At 58.6% G+C, this 16,718-nt stretch carries 20 protein-coding genes; 9 read left to right on the forward strand and 11 right to left on the reverse strand.

Annotated features, from left to right (window positions below):
- From EN984_RS38100 to EN984_RS37545, 4 genes are all read right to left on the reverse strand, one after another.
- A partial coding sequence (locus tag EN984_RS38100) for a hypothetical protein (protein ID WP_206517396.1) occupies positions 1 to 321 on the reverse strand: 321 nt, incomplete at its 3' end.
- A gap of 179 nt (positions 322 to 500) precedes the next feature.
- Complete coding sequence (locus tag EN984_RS02680) at positions 501 to 1,118, reverse strand: hypothetical protein (RefSeq protein WP_127271074.1); 618 nt, start codon at positions 1,116 to 1,118, stop codon at positions 501 to 503.
- Between the two features lie 185 nt (positions 1,119 to 1,303).
- Complete coding sequence (locus tag EN984_RS02685; RefSeq protein WP_127271076.1) at positions 1,304 to 1,546, reverse strand: DUF982 domain-containing protein; 243 nt, start codon at positions 1,544 to 1,546, stop codon at positions 1,304 to 1,306.
- A 105-nt stretch (positions 1,547 to 1,651) separates the two neighbouring features.
- Complete coding sequence (locus EN984_RS37545; protein ID WP_164748846.1) at positions 1,652 to 1,930, reverse strand: hypothetical protein; 279 nt, start codon at positions 1,928 to 1,930, stop codon at positions 1,652 to 1,654.
- 1,109 nt (positions 1,931 to 3,039) lie between these two features.
- Between EN984_RS37545 and EN984_RS02705 the strand changes: the two genes are divergently transcribed.
- The 6 genes from EN984_RS02705 to EN984_RS02730 all read left to right on the forward strand — a co-directional run bounded on the left by EN984_RS02705 (position 3,040) and on the right by EN984_RS02730 (position 6,875).
- The gene (locus EN984_RS02705; RefSeq protein ID WP_127268728.1) at positions 3,040 to 3,603 is read left to right on the forward strand and encodes a recombinase family protein; all 564 of its coding nucleotides are present in this window, start codon (positions 3,040 to 3,042) and stop codon (positions 3,601 to 3,603) included.
- Positions 3,604 to 3,888: 285 nt separating this feature from the next.
- Positions 3,889 to 4,482 (forward strand): hypothetical protein, encoded by a 594-nt coding sequence (locus tag EN984_RS02710; protein WP_127268729.1) that lies wholly within the window; start codon positions 3,889 to 3,891, stop codon positions 4,480 to 4,482.
- Positions 4,483 to 4,703: 221 nt separating this feature from the next.
- Positions 4,704 to 5,480: a hypothetical protein gene (locus EN984_RS02715; protein ID WP_127268730.1), complete on the forward strand. Its 777-nt coding sequence runs from the start codon at positions 4,704 to 4,706 to the stop codon at positions 5,478 to 5,480.
- Entirely contained in the window at positions 5,477 to 5,860 is a 384-nt protein-coding gene (locus EN984_RS02720; RefSeq protein ID WP_127268731.1) for a hypothetical protein, read from the forward strand. Before EN984_RS02715 ends, EN984_RS02720 begins: the two co-directional genes overlap by 4 nt.
- 83 nt (positions 5,861 to 5,943) lie before the next feature.
- Positions 5,944 to 6,408, forward strand: a complete 465-nt coding sequence (locus EN984_RS02725; protein WP_127268732.1) for a hypothetical protein — start codon at positions 5,944 to 5,946, stop codon at positions 6,406 to 6,408.
- A gap of 50 nt (positions 6,409 to 6,458) precedes the next feature.
- Positions 6,459 to 6,875 carry a hypothetical protein gene (locus tag EN984_RS02730; RefSeq protein WP_127268733.1) on the forward strand — a complete coding sequence of 139 codons (417 nt, stop codon included), beginning with the start codon at positions 6,459 to 6,461 and terminating at the stop codon, positions 6,873 to 6,875.
- Between the two features lie 444 nt (positions 6,876 to 7,319).
- On the opposite strand, the gene EN984_RS02735 is transcribed toward EN984_RS02730, so the two are convergent.
- The 3 genes from EN984_RS02735 to EN984_RS02750 all read right to left on the reverse strand — a co-directional run bounded on the left by EN984_RS02735 (position 7,320) and on the right by EN984_RS02750 (position 9,949).
- Positions 7,320 to 8,189 (reverse strand): hypothetical protein, encoded by an 870-nt coding sequence (locus EN984_RS02735; protein ID WP_127268734.1) that lies wholly within the window; start codon positions 8,187 to 8,189, stop codon positions 7,320 to 7,322.
- Positions 8,190 to 8,813: 624 nt separating this feature from the next.
- Entirely contained in the window at positions 8,814 to 9,074 is a 261-nt protein-coding gene (locus EN984_RS02745) for a hypothetical protein (RefSeq protein ID WP_127268735.1), read from the reverse strand.
- Positions 9,075 to 9,295: 221 nt separating this feature from the next.
- A complete protein-coding gene (locus EN984_RS02750; RefSeq protein ID WP_127272367.1) occupies positions 9,296 to 9,949 on the reverse strand; it encodes an outer membrane protein in 654 nt (217 codons plus the stop codon).
- Between the two features lie 1,333 nt (positions 9,950 to 11,282).
- On the opposite strand from EN984_RS02750, the gene EN984_RS02760 reads away from it, so the two are divergent.
- Positions 11,283 to 11,987 (forward strand): Crp/Fnr family transcriptional regulator, encoded by a 705-nt coding sequence (locus EN984_RS02760; RefSeq protein WP_127270307.1) that lies wholly within the window; start codon positions 11,283 to 11,285, stop codon positions 11,985 to 11,987.
- 221 nt (positions 11,988 to 12,208) lie between these two features.
- Here EN984_RS02760 and EN984_RS38105 read toward each other — a convergent pair whose 3' ends face one another.
- The gene (locus tag EN984_RS38105) at positions 12,209 to 12,433 is read right to left on the reverse strand and encodes a hypothetical protein (RefSeq protein ID WP_127270309.1); all 225 of its coding nucleotides are present in this window, start codon (positions 12,431 to 12,433) and stop codon (positions 12,209 to 12,211) included.
- 862 nt (positions 12,434 to 13,295) lie between these two features.
- Between EN984_RS38105 and EN984_RS02775 the strand changes: the two genes are divergently transcribed.
- Positions 13,296 to 13,595 (forward strand): DUF1236 domain-containing protein, encoded by a 300-nt coding sequence (locus EN984_RS02775; RefSeq protein WP_127271999.1) that lies wholly within the window; start codon positions 13,296 to 13,298, stop codon positions 13,593 to 13,595.
- Between the two features lie 205 nt (positions 13,596 to 13,800).
- Here EN984_RS02775 and EN984_RS38570 read toward each other — a convergent pair whose 3' ends face one another.
- The 3 genes from EN984_RS38570 to EN984_RS02790 form a co-directional block, all read right to left on the reverse strand.
- Positions 13,801 to 13,980: a hypothetical protein gene (locus EN984_RS38570; RefSeq protein ID WP_245480022.1), complete on the reverse strand. Its 180-nt coding sequence runs from the start codon at positions 13,978 to 13,980 to the stop codon at positions 13,801 to 13,803.
- A 64-nt stretch (positions 13,981 to 14,044) separates the two neighbouring features.
- Positions 14,045 to 14,614 carry a DUF2569 family protein gene (locus EN984_RS02785; protein ID WP_127272713.1) on the reverse strand — a complete coding sequence of 190 codons (570 nt, stop codon included), beginning with the start codon at positions 14,612 to 14,614 and terminating at the stop codon, positions 14,045 to 14,047.
- A 126-nt stretch (positions 14,615 to 14,740) separates the two neighbouring features.
- The gene (locus EN984_RS02790; protein ID WP_127270785.1) at positions 14,741 to 15,355 is read right to left on the reverse strand and encodes a TetR/AcrR family transcriptional regulator; all 615 of its coding nucleotides are present in this window, start codon (positions 15,353 to 15,355) and stop codon (positions 14,741 to 14,743) included.
- A 92-nt stretch (positions 15,356 to 15,447) separates the two neighbouring features.
- On the opposite strand from EN984_RS02790, the gene EN984_RS02795 reads away from it, so the two are divergent.
- Positions 15,448 to 16,527, forward strand: coding sequence for a spermidine/putrescine ABC transporter substrate-binding protein (locus tag EN984_RS02795; protein ID WP_127270786.1), 1,080 nt, complete (start codon positions 15,448 to 15,450; stop codon positions 16,525 to 16,527).
- Positions 16,528 to 16,718 lie beyond the last annotated feature (191 nt).

Here is a 16,718-nt window from a genome sequence, read left to right on the forward strand (position 1 = left end):
GGCATCTGCTGCCCAGAGCCAGAAGTCGGCACCCCTACCGGGAAGATTTATGATCCGAGGACTGATTACGCGGAAGCACTGCCAAGCCGAATAAACCATGGCGAGCGTAGCGGCTGCTAGCGACCACGCGAGTGGGGTCTGGATCAAAGTGTGGGGGACGATTACCGACGCAAAACCCGCACCAGTGGCAGTGGCCACGGTCAGGAAAAGTCGCATCAAGGCCAAGGCTTGATTATCTGAGGCTATAATTAGACCAACCAAAGCGTTGTGCCTGAAGCGCGCGTCTTCGATTGCTAACTTCCAATCATCAGGATTGAGCATCGCTGTCCTTAGTTCTTGGCCGCATCACATGCGAGCTTCTTTTCCGCTCTTCCCAAGCGCTTGTAGAAATCGTATCCCGATAAGCCTACCTCTTTGGTCCCCTTAGTTCTTCTAAGGTGTGACCGGGGCACAGATACTTAGGAGCGCGGCTCTATCACACGAGGCAAACCCGGCTTGCGTTAACCGGCGCTCGGATGATCTTCTCCCTCGGGAGAGATCGAGCCCAGTCCAAAGAGCCCGCCGAGCCCCAGTAGCCCACCACCGGTCGGAGCAGACCCTTTACCGTCAGGCTCACGCATTAAAGCTTCCGCGATACGTTGAAGCTGCATCCGGCCTTCGATCAGTCTTAATTCGTTATCGATCTTGTTGATGTTGTCGATGTGGCTAAGGAGTGTGCCTGTGGACCAATCTGTGGCGGGCCACTCAAGCTTGCTATTCGCCGACACCCGGAAGAACTCAACCCCATCAGATACGCTGCTAGCTCGAAATGGCGTGTGAGCAACGATATTGCGAAGCTCACCGCACTTCCTGGCCTGCTTTGCCAGTTCATCGAATTTCGCCGCTAGACTTCGATCAGAGATAAAGTGATCAACCAGCGTACGCAGAGTTTTGATCTTCTCATCGAAACCCATGTTTCTATTGATGATGACACGGCGGGCACCACTGACGCCAAGCACCTCTCCCAGAGCGTCTCCGATGCCAGCCTCAAGAAGTGCGAAATAGCCCATAAATGCACCAATTAGATAGAATGCTCTCGCGTCCGGACCCATTTCGAGTAGTTCGCTCTTGGTCAGCATTCAGGCAGCCTACCGAGTCTTTACCGATATAGCTATTGGACAGCCACCCGGCCGCTCATGAGAACCCCTGTTCTTTCGCAGTAGACGCATTGGTCCTCAAAGTCGTCCATGCAGAGCTGCCCTAGCAGTTCTCTCTTTGGTGTGGCCGAGGGTGCTTAGGGAGACTGCCGTAGTCAGGAGACCACCTACAAAGACCGAAGCATCCCCTGCTCCTTAGCAGCCTCCTCAAAGGCCTTCTGGACATCCTGGGGTGACGCTCGGTCCTCGAAGCAGTCGATGCAGAGCTGCACCGCCTTGTTCCACTTCGGTCCCTTCTCGGGCCACTTCATGAGTTCCTCAGCGGCGGTCTCGACGTTGCTGACGCCCAGCGTGATGCCGACCTTCTCGGTTCTGACGGGGACCACAGGGCTGAACCAATGGAGTTCCATCAGATGAACCTACGGTGGGAGAGCCTGCACTTGAGGTCTTCGGCATTCAGTAGGTCTACGAGATCGTCCGCATATTCCCTATTGAGGCCTATCGCTGGCCAACCATCAGGCGAAACCGGCTGCCCGGTGAACACGTCGAACACCGTCCAGGTCCCGTCTGGGTCTCTCCTCAGGTCGTACCTCAACTGCCTCATCAGGGTAATTTAGGGTTTCCTGATGAGCCTCTTCAATGGCGTCGAGCAATGAGGCTAGAGTTGGTGGTAACTCAGGGTCAACTTCCAGCCCGAAGGCCTGCTGAACCTGGTGGCGGTTGTCCTCGTTTCGGATCAGCTCCAGCAGATGGTCGGCAACGGTCTTGTGACCGGCTTTGTCACGCTTCGTCATCAGGGAGTCCCCACGAGTCCTGGCGCCTTTAACTTATTGTCCGATAAATGGTTCCATTGGGTCTTGCCTTAGGTCGTACCTCTGCTGTGCCATGAGGTCATTCGTTGCGTTTCCGATCTAACTCGTCAAGCATGGACCGATGCTGCTCGGACATATCCCAATCCACTGGGAGGTTCAGCAGTTGGCGGATTTGATGGCGCAGTGTCTCTGAAGTAATCCACGTCCGAATGAGACGCGATGTAGCCTGCTGTTGCTCGGGAGAAAGCTCTTCCATGGTCAGCCCACACGGTTAGCACCGAGCCCAACCCTTTGGTGACCTTAATGGTTCCCCCGAAGGATTGCCTGAAGAGATTTAGAGCAGCGCCTATTTCGGCGCGAGGGCCTGAAGCAGTTCATCGCCGCGAAGCCCGGATTGGTATGCTCCCATTAGGCTTTCGGCGGCTGTGGTAGCTTCAGGGCTTCGGCGGGTGATCCCACGCAGCGAACAGAGTTGATCGAACATTTCCTGGAGAACGGCTATCTCTTCAGGTTCGAAGGTGCCGTTAGCTAGCTGTGTTATCGGCATGTCGTCCTCTGCACTGATTTTTTCAGGATCATTCTAGCGGAACGAAGGCGATGTCAATGCGGGACCGAAGGCCCATATGGGGTCGGAATATTTGGCAGAAATTTCTGAGCGGGTGATCGGATAACTGGCACGCGCGCCGACCCCCCGTACCCCCTTTGTTGCCACGCTTGGCGCGGGGTGGTTTGTCGGAAATAGGTGTAGAGTGCCTCATGACCGATGACCCAGCCTTCCATATCGTCCTGGCTACCGTGCTTCGCCGCACCCTCGGCGAAACCCGCGTCGAAATGGTTCAAGCCCATGCCGCTCTCGCTGAAGTTCGGATGAACGTGAGGGACGACACCGCGCGCCGCTATCATGTGCGCCTAGGTCTCACCACAACGGCACCCCTCCGCCGTCCTTGAGTGGTCCTTAGCTCCCACGCGCTACGGCGGCGACCCATTCTGTCCTGTCCACAAACCTATACCTTCGTGAACACGATGCTTGACATGTGCACCAATCGTCCACTAAGTGATGTACACCAATTCTCTTAGAGGAAAGTGCACACATGATCATCGGCTATGCTCGCGTTAGCTCCACTGGCCAAGACCTCGACACCCAGCTTGAGAAGCTTGCGGCTGCCGGTGCTGAAAAGGTCTTCAGCGAGAAGCGGTCTGGTTTGGACGAGACGAGGCCCGAGCTTGAGAAGGCTCTGGAGTTTGCCCGTGAGGGTGACGTGTTCGTGGTGACCAAGGTGGACCGTCTGGCGAGATCAGCGGCGCACCTCCACCAGATCGTCGGGACGCTCGACAAGAAGGGCGTTGGTTTCAAGGTGCTGGACGACGCCTCGCTCGACACCACCACCCGAACGGGCAAGCTGGTCTTTGGTATCCTCGCCAGCATCGCCGAGTTTGAGACGGCCCTTCGGAAGGAGCGCCAGATGGAAGGCATCGCCAAGGCGAAGGCAAAGGCAGCGGCCCAAGGCGAGCCATGGAAGACCGGCAGGCCGGTGACGCTCGACCATGCCCTGATCAGGGCCCTGAAGGCTGACGGGCGCTCTGTGAGGCAGATTGCAAAGGAAGCCGGGTGCTCACCTTCAGCGGTCCAGAAGGTTCTGACAGCCGCTGGCTGACGACAAGCCACACCACTAGCACTACGAAGGCGGCTTCCAATGCCACCAGCACGATGAACGCGCGTCGTCACCGACTGACAACGGCCACCATCAGCACCTATCCAACGCTCCTCCCCCAAGCTGACCCGCGCGGTTCTCCCCTGCATTGCGATTGCCTGTTGCCTTGTTTGCTCCTTCCGGGGCGACTGGACGTGGCACTTGGCGGGTCAGCTTTGGTGAGGCGCGTTTGTCCTTATCCGTGCATTTCCATGGGGACAGCCTCTTCGACCACCCAACAAAGGAGCAATGGAATACACGACCGAACTACTCGACCGAACCACCGGCGACCTCGACACCGTCTCACTCGGCAACTGGGTCACCGTGACTGAATACGGCATCCTGAAGGGTGTCGGAACTCGGCAAGTCCGAGCAGTCTTGTCCCACCTCGGGCTACTCCAAGAACACCTTGAGGTGTCTAAGTCAGGGCACTCTCGGGTAGCCCGAAGACGCCTTACGGACGAAGCCGTCAAAGCCGGTCTCGGCAAGCGCATCTATCCAAGGAAGGCGGGGAGCTATCCCTTCGATGTCCTATCGCCGGAGGGCCAATCTTGGGCCGACCTCAGGTGGGAGGATGCGGTCAAGACCATGGCGTCTGAGATCGCTTCAAGCCCAATCGTCATAACGGCCAAGGAATGCCTCGACAGCTTCAAGGCTTCTCGTCGGTCAGAAATGACACCTCAGATGGAAGTCTGCTTCCTGTCCGACCACTTCCCTGACCTCCCCCAGGTCGACATCTGCAGGATCACCGGAGCATCGCCCCGAATGGTTTCCCTGCATGTGAACACCCGAGCGGACCAGATCAGGGCATGGAAGGCTTGGAAGCTGAAGGTTCTTCCGTGACCAAGCACGCCACCTTCCATTCATGATTGACACCTGCGGTTGGACTTCGAATTGAACCCGGACTGGGGATTTCCCTCCTTGGTCTCTCCCTTCGGTGGTCTTCAACCCGAGGGTTCCCCTATGTCCCCAATTGGTCCGCCTTCGGGCGTTCCCTGACTACGTCACCATGATCGTCATCCGACTGGATACCTACATTACACAAGGAGTTACATCGTCGAAAAATGACTACCGATGAGAAGGCGCTGGCGACCCTACGTCAGCCCGGATGGGACCCGAACGGGCTCCATGACCAATACGTTACCGAACATGTCGTGACGGCTTTCCTTGCGCCCTACCGGGACAGCCACCCCGAGGGTCGACCACTTCACGAACACCGGCTTGGAGCGTCGTGGACGGGGCCAAGGAATGCGGCTGGGGATCAGACCTATCTGCCGTCGCTATGGGCCATCCTCGACCATGTGGCCGACGTCAAGGACCTAACTGACAGACAGGTGGTCCATCTCGTCATGACCTCGACCGACAGCGAAAGCTACAAGCCGGAAGAGTGGCAGACTATGGTCGAGGGCAAGATTGCTGAGGCCAAGGTCCGTCACGATGCCAAGCGCAAGAACGAGAGAAATAACCACGACGATGAACGGGCCGAGCGAGGGGGCCGGGAACGGTTGACGCTCGACCACCTACCGGGCCAGCGGGTGATACCTGACGAGGCCATTTCACAGCGCGCGAAGATGCGCCGAACGAAGTCACTGAAGGAAGCGAAGCAGCGGCGAGACCAGAGGCGGAAGACTGCCGAGGGTGTCGTGATCCAACCGAAGAAGGAGGAGTGGCGGGCGATGAGCCCCGAGCAAGTGAAGCAGTATCACCAGACTATGGAGCGGCTGGTTGCCATGGGTGCCCTCGACCCGTTCACCGTGGACGAGATCGAGAACCCCGAGGGCTCGCCAATAGCGTATCTCTACCGAATGGGTCGGATGACCGCCAAGGGTGACCGGGCATGACGTTCGATGACATCAGGCGGCGTGACTGGGCTGCGACCTATCCCACGCGAGAGGCAGCCCTTGCCTTGGTCGAATGGATCAAGGCCGATGACTGGGAGACCATCTCGCAGCTAGACCGGAGACTGCCGGGGATCGGCATCGAATGGACCCAGAGCTTCAACACGGCTGCTGAACGATGCTTTGAAGTCTACGGCTATCCCGAGCTTGAGGCCGTGGCAGTCGCACGGCGTATTGCCGAGATGTCTATGAGACCCACGGCGCCGCGTGGAAGGGTCGCCGGAGCCAGCGATGGTCTTGCCGGAGCAACGACCCCAACCGGCCTTAGCGCGCGTCCAGAAGGCCTACAGACGATGACCTTTGGGTTCACCCTAAGGCGCTGACCCAGCCACCACAAGACCGACATACCGCACCCGGAGCAATGACGCGCCGGGGCGATCCATCACGACCAGAAGGAACGAACACTATGAACGATTTCAGCAAGGCCTCCGGGCTCCAGATCAACAGCAACCAGATCGACATTCGCGGGCAGGAAGCACGGGACCGACAGGGCCTTGAAGACCGCGTGGACCAGATGCGGCGCGACCATGAGCAGGCCGAGAAGGATCGTAAGGAAGCCGCCTTTCAAGAGCAGATCGCGGCGCAAACGGAAGCAGGCCTTCGGGCAAATCAACAGCTTCAGGCTAAGCGCCTTGGCATCAACACCGGGCAGGCGCTGAACGAGAGCCAGAAGGCTCAGGTAGCAGCGGCTAAGCCCATGAATGGCTCAGCGCCGCAGGTCCTTGTGGATCAGCTTGCGGTGACCGTTGGTGGCATCCAGTTGGGACCCCAGCAGGCCAAGGACATGGCGGCACGTGGGGAGATCAGCCAGGGCGACTACGTCGCGGCTGTGAACGCAGCTCTGGTCCCCTACGGCTATTCTTTCAGGTAACCACGGGGGCCGAGAGTGACGACGGGGCTTCGGCCCCTGAGTTGCCCACCGTGGGCGACCAGACCGACGACGATGAACTGACAGCCGACCAGAAGGAAGAGAAGCAGTATGCCGAGTTTGTGCGCATGGCCGACCAGAGCCTTGACCGCTTCAGGGACACTCACAGCGAACCCCAACAGCAGTTCATTGTTGACGCCTTCGTGGAGACTGGAGAAATCCCGACTGGGGAAGCCTTTGGGATCGAGGAGGTTGAAGCGGCTGTGGTCGTGGCTGCATTCGAGCAGCATCTGGAGCGCAACGTGCTTAGGCAGCATGGGCTGACCCTTGACACCTACTTTGAGCATGTCGACGACGCCGACTACCCGGCACTACGCAAGGCTGCAGCTAAGGGCGAATGGCACGTCTTCCATGGGCATGCCCAAGCCATAGCAGCCGCCCGGAAAGCCGGCACAGCCTTCACTGACTAACGCGTCCCCTGCCCCCGATGCATCGCCCCAAGAGGTGTGTCGGGGGTGGGTGCTTTGGGACCGGTATTCTACTGCCCAGCCTTGACCTGAACGAAGCGCATTGAGACTTTCCTGTCTCCGATGTATGCCCTAGACGGGTTGATGCTCACGGTGGGCCGCCGCCTTAGAGAAGGACAAAATGTTCCGGCCGCTGCGTACGCCGCCGTTCGTCTAGTTTGGTGGGCATAGTGGCTCTGATTTATGGGCTGATTAAGGGATGGCGCTCCGCCACGGTCGCCATTCTGGCGCGACTGATAAGGGCGAAGCGCGCTTGGGCGGAGATCGCGCGGCAAGCTCGTGAGCGAGCAGACCAGTAGAGGACACAGCGGGGGCCTTTTGTATACAGCATGAAGATTGTGGCGTCCTGCCCCACCGCCCCCAGCGCACGCTAGCCTTTCCTGGCCCTTAAGCGGGCTCCGAGCCTTCGGCGAACGGTTCTTCCGCGCGGTCAATGGGGTCCAGCACGTTCACCGGGACCCCTTTCGCTCTGGTGTACTCAATGAGCTTCTGCACGACGTGTTCTGCGACCAAGGTGACGCCCATACACATTTCGCTGAGATCATGTCTGGACAGGCGTATGGCGGTGCCGACCGGAAATGCACGCTCTTTCCAGTGCATCCCGAGCATAATCGGCCCACCTCGCGCCACGAACGACTGATCCGTCCCTATCGTGGCGTTGTCCATCAAGACGCTCTGACCGTCCTCGCCAACTACAGAAGCGCCAAACAAGCACCACCGAATGCGAAGTTCGCCGCTTGGAGCATCCTCCAAAGTCACATTGCCCATCCGATGTGAGAGGCAGTTTCGAGCGAGCCGAAAGGTCTCGAACATTTCCCCAAGATCAGGCCTGAGTTGCAGGTCCAGCGCTAGCCAACTGTACTGCGCGCCTACGTTGAGCTTCTCGAACTTCCGTTTCGCCTTCAGGTCTTCGCTTTCGGAATAGGTCATCGTTTGAAGGAGGAGGTGTATGAAAAATGCCTCCGTCAGGAACATAGAAAAACTGTCTGCCAAATCCCTTAGACAGTTGCCGATGGTCCAGCTTTCGAACTCCTCAAGGTAGTGTCGCTTCATTTCATCTGATGGGTCTGGTGGGACGAAATGGAACTGCACGTTGTCAGAGAGGATATGCGAGATAGGAGGATCTACCGCTATAGCGTTCGTACCGACCCCCATGAAAACAGACGCCCTCCGCACTCCGACTTCGGCCACCGCCTTCAGCTTGTTGAAGTCGATATTGAGTTGCATCTTGGGGGGCAGTGCTTCGGTATCGTCCATGCGACAGACTACCAGAAAGATGGCCAACGCGGAGTTTGTATCTGCCTTGACAGAAGGTACACCGCTCGGGCACAAAGAGGTACACCGAGCTTAACCGCTTCGGGGGAAGAGCCCCTTCTACCCCCTTGATTTTTAACGGTTAGTTCGGGTGGAACGCCTCAGTGGGATTTGGCATTTAGCGCCGTCCGGGGGCACCAGCAACATGCCGTTTGTCACGGTGGTGTAACCGCCGCAAAGCTGAAGACGTTCTATCCAGGTGGAAACGCCGAGCGGGATGCAACTTTGGTCGATGGTATTGTTGGAGCAGGCATCGACGTCGCTCTCACACACACGTGTTCTTGCGAGGCGAATACGACTTCTCCTTCTTCGGCAAGAAGTCGCTTGAATGTTGCGGCGGCGGATGCACGCTCGAACACCCGCTTCAGACGCACGATTTCCGCGTCGGATCGCGATGGAGTTCCAACTGTTCAGCTTCTGAGGTTGACGCTCTCCACAGGAATGGCAAGACCAAGGTCCAGCTTGTGAATGGCATTCCGCGGGCGCAATGTCGCCACGAACCCGACGGCCAGGGGCCTGGATCGCAAATAGTTCGCGGCTCAGGCCCCTCGTCCGTCCCGGACAATGCTATGGGGGCTCTTCTGCCGGGCGCTCCGGCCCTTGTTGTGCTGGCCCGGTCAAATTCCACCGGATGAACGTAGCATCCTTCCCGGTGACTTCCCGCACCGCCCTTAACAGCACCTCATGCAAGACGCGCGTCTGTCTGTAGTGGTCGCAATGCGGCGATATGAACGGCTTGATGATGCTCAGGTGCAGCGCTTCCGCCGCCACGAGAAAGCGCTCGATTTCAGCCAGCGATAATCGCTTTGAAGGTTTTGACCGAGCCATTGCGACACCTTTTAAGAGTCGCCCCACCCGAGGATAATATTCCTACTTTCCTCAAGGCATGTAAAGCGGTCACGCCCAAAGCCACCACTAAGACAGGAACCAGGCGGGAGACGCCGTCCCAGGGATGCGACGACGCATTGCCGAGATATTTCTCTGTTGTCGCGCAAAGAAAAAAGCCCGTCGCGGTTTGGCGGCAGGCTCTCTCTATGGGCTCCAGTGGACTAGAATTTGTAGGCGATGCCGAAGCGAACCTCATTGATCTTCAGATCGACATTACCAGTCGGCAATGATTCAGTGCCGAAATCAGTATAGCGATACTCGGCGCGCAGCAGAAGATTGTCGGTCATGGCGTAGTCCAAGCCCGCGCCTATCGTCCATCCAGTAAATGTGTCTCCGAAAGAACCTGAGACGGTATTACTGCTTGTGTCGATGTCGCCAAATGCAACGCCACCCGCGACATAGGGAAGCAAGCGATCAACGGCATATCCCAATCGAAGTCTTGCCGCCCCACTCCACTTAAGTTCCTCGGTCCCGATGCCGCCCGGAAATGGGAGACCGGGAGCGGCGAATATTTGGCCGCTGTCATCAACATTCGCATATACGACGTCCAGTTCCGCACCAATGACGATATTGTTCGGCATCTGGTAGTTGTAACCGGCGTAGACACCTCCAAGGAACCCGTCAGGATCTGTCTCAATGAAGCCCGGGCCGCTGGCCTGCCGTATATTCCCCTCACCCCGAGCGTAGCCTGCCTGAAGACCGATATACCCACCTGTCCAGCTAAAAACCGGGGCGACTTCTTCGACCATGGCATCGGCAGCGAACGCCGACGAAGCCAGCAGAGACAACGACAAACCAAGAAGCAGCTTCTTCATAGGTGATCCCCTGTAACCCACCCTCTCGTAGCAGAGCGCGCCGATATGTGCCGTTGTATTTCCGCCACATTAGACCCTGATTCAAAACTGCGGTCAGCGCGCTTGACGAGATTGTATTGGCGAGAATCTTGCGTGCCGACCTTGCCTATGAGCGAGCAGCAAATGCTGGTCTTGCTCGAACAGCTTGCTCACGCCCGAATGCTCGTTAGAGACGGCCACGATCCGCAGCCCTCTGCACGCCGCCCTTGCGTATCAAACCGTACGTTGAATCCTTCTTGGGTCACGCGCGAAAAGAGAGTAAATAAATCCCTTCGCAGGAAGGGAGGCCGCGATGGTTGAAACGCATATAGAAATCGCACGCGCGGCTATAGAAACCAGCTTTCGGTTGCGGCACCATTCCCTGGCCGGAACCGCCTTCATTTCGCCGCGGTATGGACCACTCCCGACGCGCAATCGAGGCCTCGCGCGAACTGCTCAAGGGCCTTCGCCAACGTCACCGCGATGACCTGGCCCGAGGTTGGGAAGATCCGGATCCAGATCCTGTTGCCGTCTCGGCCTTCGATGCCGACATTCTCCGCTCTGCATTTCGAAACCTGGTAAGGGAAACAAGCGTTCCCGCGTGTGAATGGCGCCACCTGGCTGAAAGCTTGGTCCGCGAATATGTCGGGTGCGAGCAGGTTGACGCAGGCTTGTTGGACTGGATTACCCACAAGTAGTCACCGCTTGGATAAATCGCGTACCGACGCAAAACAGCCCGTTCCGCCCACATTGCCGGTGACACGAAACGGGCTGCGGAAGCCGGCATGCGGTGCTTCCTGCAATCCAACTTTGGACGCGCACGGATGTTCCGTTAGCTTCTGCTGAAAAGCGGGTACATCCTGCTGCTGTGGCCATTCGACAGTCGCAGGTAGAGTAGACCCGCCGCTCCATTTGCGAAGCGACGGGCTCTCGCCCACCCCATACCCGTCAAAGCAATTTAGATGCCAAATTGTTTGACCCGTTATGGAGCACAGCCTTCGCCTTGCCAGTCGGTCCTGCCAGTCGCCTTCTCGTCGCTCTACCTCGACATCGATAACCATGCACATCATGCCGGCGTTGGCCGCGATCACGAAATTGTCGGATTCGTACGAAGCAGAGTTCTGTACGATTCCAACCCTTTAACTTTGTACACCCCTGTTTTGTAATTCGGCGGCTGGGGGGACGCCGTGCATCAGGTCGCATTTCACTGTCAATCGCGCGCCAGAGGGCGTATCTTCTCCAAATCGTCTGCACGTGTTTACGGGCGCAGACGGCAGGGAGATTGGAAAGCTCTTGCCCCAAGCGGGATTGAGCTATGACCAATCCAGAGAACGCTTCCTATAAAAACCAATTGTTGCGTCGGCTTAACCCTGGTGACCTGGGGCTATTGCAGCCACACCTTGAACTGTGTGACCTCGAGCTGAAAATGACCTTGGAGAAAGCCGATTCGGAGATCGAGACGGTTTACTTCCTGGAAGACGGCATTGCCTCTGTGGTCGCGGCGGCTTCAGGTAAGGAGGCCGAGGTAGGTCTTGTCGGCTTTGAGGGAATGACCGGTGCCGCGCTCGTGATGGGCGCTGACTATGCGGCGCATCAATGTTACATTCAGTCGCCCGGCAGCGCTTTCAGGATCGGAGCCGAGCCCTTCAAGGAGGCTCTTGCGAACAGCCCAACGTTGCGCCTGTTCCTGTTGCGCTATGTCCACTACTTCCACATCCAGACCAGCTATACGGCCCTGATCAACGCAAAATCAAACCTTGAAGAGCGGTTGGCGCGCTGGCTTCTAATGTGTGACGATCGGGTCCACGGCGAACGCCTTGCGATCACCCACGAGTTTCTCGCCGTCATGCTTGGAGCAAGACGCCCAGGGGTTACCGTTGGACTGCAAGTGCTGGAAGGGCGCGGTTTCATCTATTCTCGACGAGGCGAAGTGCATATCAGGGACCGCAGCGGCCTTGCGGCTTGCGCAAACGGCACCTACGGCAAACCGGAGGCCGAGTATGCGCGGCTGGTTGGATGAGAGCGCCTTCCCAGCATGCCGGACGTGGACCACTATAATAGGTGGTTCCAGACACTTGTGCCTCGCGCCAGCAAAACAGCCCGTCCCCATATTGCCGATACAGGAAACGGGGTGCGGAAGCCGCGATGCGATGCTCCCGCAATCCAACTTTGGACGCGCATGGATGTTGCGTTAGCTTCCGCTGACATGCTGCAGTCAGCTACCGCGACACCGAAAGTCGTTCATATCCCGTGGGTCAGTACAAGGTAAATAGCGGGCACTAACATCAACCAGCCGCCCATTCCTAGAACCACCAAAATGGCCATGCGCTCCGTTCGCCTGACAAGGTCGGCAATGTTTTCCTCGTCCGGCAACGAGACGGCGTCCGCAAACCCCGCGGCATGGTCGTTGTCATTTCCCGGTTGGTTTGCGCTGCCACTCGCATTCAATCTCTGGACCAATGTCATTGTTACCGTTCACCAAAAAGATCCCAACCGGCCCGTTCTCGGCGCGTGAGCCGGAACGGGCCAAGGCGGAAAACTAGTTAAAATCGAAGGACGACCGAAGGACCACGCCGGCGGTAGCACCGGACGCGACGGCGACCATGCCGCCAGTAACTGCGGCAAACCCGTCTCCAGCCTCGCCGGCGGCGGCGGTGAGGACGGTGGTGCCAGTCCCGATGGTAGACCTGCTGCACTTCTGCCTGTGAATCTTCGTCAAAGGCCTCTGTTTGTGGCGTCTCAAGTTCGTCGAGGATGCCGTGTCCGGCTCCTGGAACACCCGCCATTGCCTCGATTGGGCGGACAGCGCTTGCAAGGGCCGCTGCCCCGGCAACACCAAACATTGCGGTCAAGAAGGATCGCCGATCCATAATAAACCTCCCAAGGTGCATGAGCTAGAAAGCGCTCGCTGCCGAATGAGCAGCCCAGCGCACGGTGAAATACAGGACCCGCCAGCCGCCGAAAGCGGCTCACGGGTCCTATCAGCGCAGGAAGGGACGTAGCCGCGCCGATCCACGTCATGTCAGCCAAGGACTATCCCCATCACCAGGAAAGTGATGGCTGTTGCCAAAATCGGTGCGAGCAACCATCGCGCCTGACCGACACTTTTTTCCACTGTTTCTCTCCGCGTTTGCAGAGACAACAACCTTCAGGCCTAAGCCGTTCCGCCTACTCCCAGCGGGTAAGACCATTGCGTTTCCCAATCAGACTTTGGTCCTGCGGAGATTCCGACAGAAGCCCGTATGAGGAACGTTTGGCCTGGCGACGTGTTCGGGTAGTTCGCGCGCAGCCGATCGTGCTGCCGCCACATTAAAAGAGGAGGAAAACAATGGGGATGCACCTAACCAGCGCCGCTGCGGCGCTCTTGCTGCTGGCCAGCGTCGGCGCGGTTGCGGCACAGGATGTGGTTATCACACAGGAACAGGACACCGTCGTGCGCGAATACGTGAAGAAGCAACCCTTGGCTTCTGTGAAGCTTCCGGGGGTGGAGCTGAACGTCGGCACGGCTCTGCCAGACACGGTCGAGCTCCACGAGGTCCCCAACGTCAAATACCGCTATACTGTGGTCGACAACCGAACGGTTCTGGTGGACCCGAGCACACGCAAGATTGTGAAAGTCTACGACTGAAACTTCGAACCGGCCACGCCCGCCGGCAGGGATGGCGGCGGGGTGTGCTCGTCAAATCGCCACTGAATCGGACAAACGAAAATGATGAGCCCTGAAGTCGAGACGTCGCAAGCCCTCGTGGCGCGCCTGGCTGATCTCCAGGCGAAAGCGCGGGCAGCACCTATAAATGAAGCCGAAATGAAGACCTTCCAAAAGCTCGCAGCCGTCACGGACGACAGTTGCGGTCATTCGGCTCGGGATTTGGCCGTTCCAGCTTCGATGACGACATAGTGGTGCACGAGGTCAAACCCTGATCGCCGCCGCCAAAATCCGGTTCTGCCTGCGGATCGCCGCGCGCAGCTCCGGGTATCTTCGCCGCGTCGCGCTTCACGAACTCGATGAACATCATGTCATTGAAGGTCAGTTCGTCGAGCCCCGACGCTCCAAAATATCCCAAATTGGGCTGCCTTCTATGACGCGCTCGCAACCTGGGCGGATGCCCCAATCCTGGTGAACGTGTTCCGCACCCTGACAGACTTGTAGACGTAGGCGACCCAGAGCCCTGTCACCACAAACGAGACTATGGGGGCCACCAGCGCATCGCCTGCGAGCACCAGGCTCACCGGAACGCCCAGAACTGACGCAACCCAGATCGTGTCCAGGATAAACACGACGGGAATCGCCAGCCACTGGAGCAGAAACAATTGCGGAAAGCGGCGGCTACGCCGCAGCATCGAAACGAGCACAACCAGCTGAAGCGCCAGAAACGCCAGATTGAGGGCAACCTCGCCATACACCGCCAGCGGCCCATTCGAGAGGGTCATGAGTTGCTGGTAGCCGTCGGCCGAATTGGCGAAGTCGGCAAGCGTCCGCAATGGTGACACTGCCTGACCGATAGCCAGCAGCATCAGCCAGCCGCCGAAGCCCACAAGAGCCTCAGGATTCTGTGACGGCTTCGCGGCTGATCGAACGGCAAGGAAAACAGGCACGCCGATCAACAGCAGCAAGATCGCCCAATGCCAGACTGAAAACGTCCCCATTTACCCCTCCCTCTATTTATGCCCTTATAGGTTGTACCAGATTTCAAACTCAACTCAAGAGGCGACCCGCGTCTGAAACCAGGTCTTATGCGGAAGCGACGCTTTCTCCTGCCTGCTCCTGACGTCTCACACCCCAATCGCCGCCACCAATATCCTATTCTGCCTCCGTATCGCCGCGCGCAGTTCCGGTATCTTGGCCGCGTCACGCTTCACGAATTCGATGAACATCATGTTCATGTTGTTGAAGATCAGTTCGCCGAGCGCTGCACCGTCTATGTCCTGGCGCACCAGGCCAATCTCCTGCAGCCGGGCGATCAGGGCGCGGATCTGTTCGGTCAGGGCGCGGTCGAGCGCGGTGTAGGCCTGGCCGAACGGGCTGTCGGGCAGTTGCGTCGAGATTGCCATCGCCTGCCGCCACATCTCCTTGCTGAGATAGTGCAGCGAGTGCTCGATATAGATGCCGACCAGCGTGTCCAGCGCGTCGCCGACATTGGCCGGCGGCCTGGCGACGACGCCTTGCCCGGCATTCAGCACCTCGTTGACCTCCAGCGAGACGATGGCGCCGAGGATGTCGCCCTTGTTCTCGTAGTAGTTGTAGATCGTCCCGACAGAGACCTCGGCCTGCGCGGCGATCGCCTCGATCTTGGCGCCTTCGTAGCCGGCCTCGCGAAACAGTTCGGCCGCCGCCTCGATGATACGCCGGTGCCGGTCCGCCTTTTGCCTAGCCCGCAATCCGCTCATTCCCAGCCTCTTGCCACAAAAACAGAATTGACTCAATTTTAGAATTGGTTCAATTTTTTGCAAGAAGCCACAAAGGCAAGGGAGAACACTCGATGTCACACACAGCCAGCAATCCGCTTTCCATCCTGAAGACCCGTTTGCGCACAGCTGCCGCCGCCGCGGCGCTGCTGCTTTCGACGGGCGCGCAGGCCGCCGATCTCAACGCGCTGATCTGGTGCGATCATGCCGATCCGGCCTTGCTGCAGCCTTTCGAGGAGGCCAATGGCGTCAAGGTCAACGTCAAGGAATTCGAGGGCACCGGCGCCGGCCTCGCCATCGTCGAGCAGTCGCAGCCCGGCGACTGGGATGTGATGGTGATCGACAGCATCGACGTGCCGCGCGGCGTCGAGAAGGGACTGTTCGAGCCATTGCCGGAAGACAAGCTGCCGCTGGCCGATCTGTTTCCGCAGGTGAAGATGGACGGCTCCACCGTGGTCGGCGGCAAGCGCTACGGCATCACCGAAAAGTTCGGCTACAACACGATCGGCTACAACAAGACCAAGGTCGATCCAGCCGACATGCAGTCGATGGCAGCACTCACCGGCGACAAGTACAAGGGCAAGGTCGCCATCTACGACTACTACCTGCCGGTCATCGGCATGGCCGCACTGGCGATCGGCAAGAAGACGGCCGATCTCACCGAAGCCGACCTGCCCGCCCTCAAGGACGAGCTCTTGAAGATGAAGGCCAATGCCAAGCTGGTCGGCGAAGTGACCGCCAGCCAGACGGCGCTTGCGACCGGCGAGGTCGACATATTGGTCGGCGGCGGCGAATGGGTGACGGCGGGCCTGGCCAAGGAAAACCCGGCGCTGGACTTCTCGGTCCCCAAGGAGGGTGCGATTCTCTGGTCGCAGTCGCTGGCCATGTTCAAGGATTCCAAGAACAAGGACATGGCGCTGAAGTTTATCCAGTACATTATGAGCCCGGAAGGCCAGGCGCGCCTTGCCACCTCCTCCTGCTATTGGGGCATGCCGGCCAACACCAAGGCCGCACTCACCGACGACCAGAAGAAGGTTTTGCGCTTCGACGAGCAGCCGGGCTTCCTGGCGCGCGCCCAGGCCTATCCGGCGCCGAACGCCGATCTCGACAAGAAGATGCAGGATATGTGGACCGAAATGCTGCAGGCGAAATGAGCCGATAGCGCTCATGAGCAGCTCGGCAAACAACGGACGTGCCCTGCCCCGGGCGGGCTCTGCTCTGCCCCGGGCGGCCCTGCCCCGGGCGGGCTCTGCCCTGCCCTGGGCGCTGGTCACGCCGGCGCTCGGCTGGACGCTGCTGTTCTTCGTGCTGCCCTTCATCGCCATGGGGCTTTCCAGCCTGACGG

Source organism: Mesorhizobium sp. M7A.F.Ca.CA.004.12.1.1 (assembly GCF_003997835.1).
Lineage (GTDB): Bacteria > Pseudomonadota > Alphaproteobacteria > Rhizobiales > Rhizobiaceae > Mesorhizobium.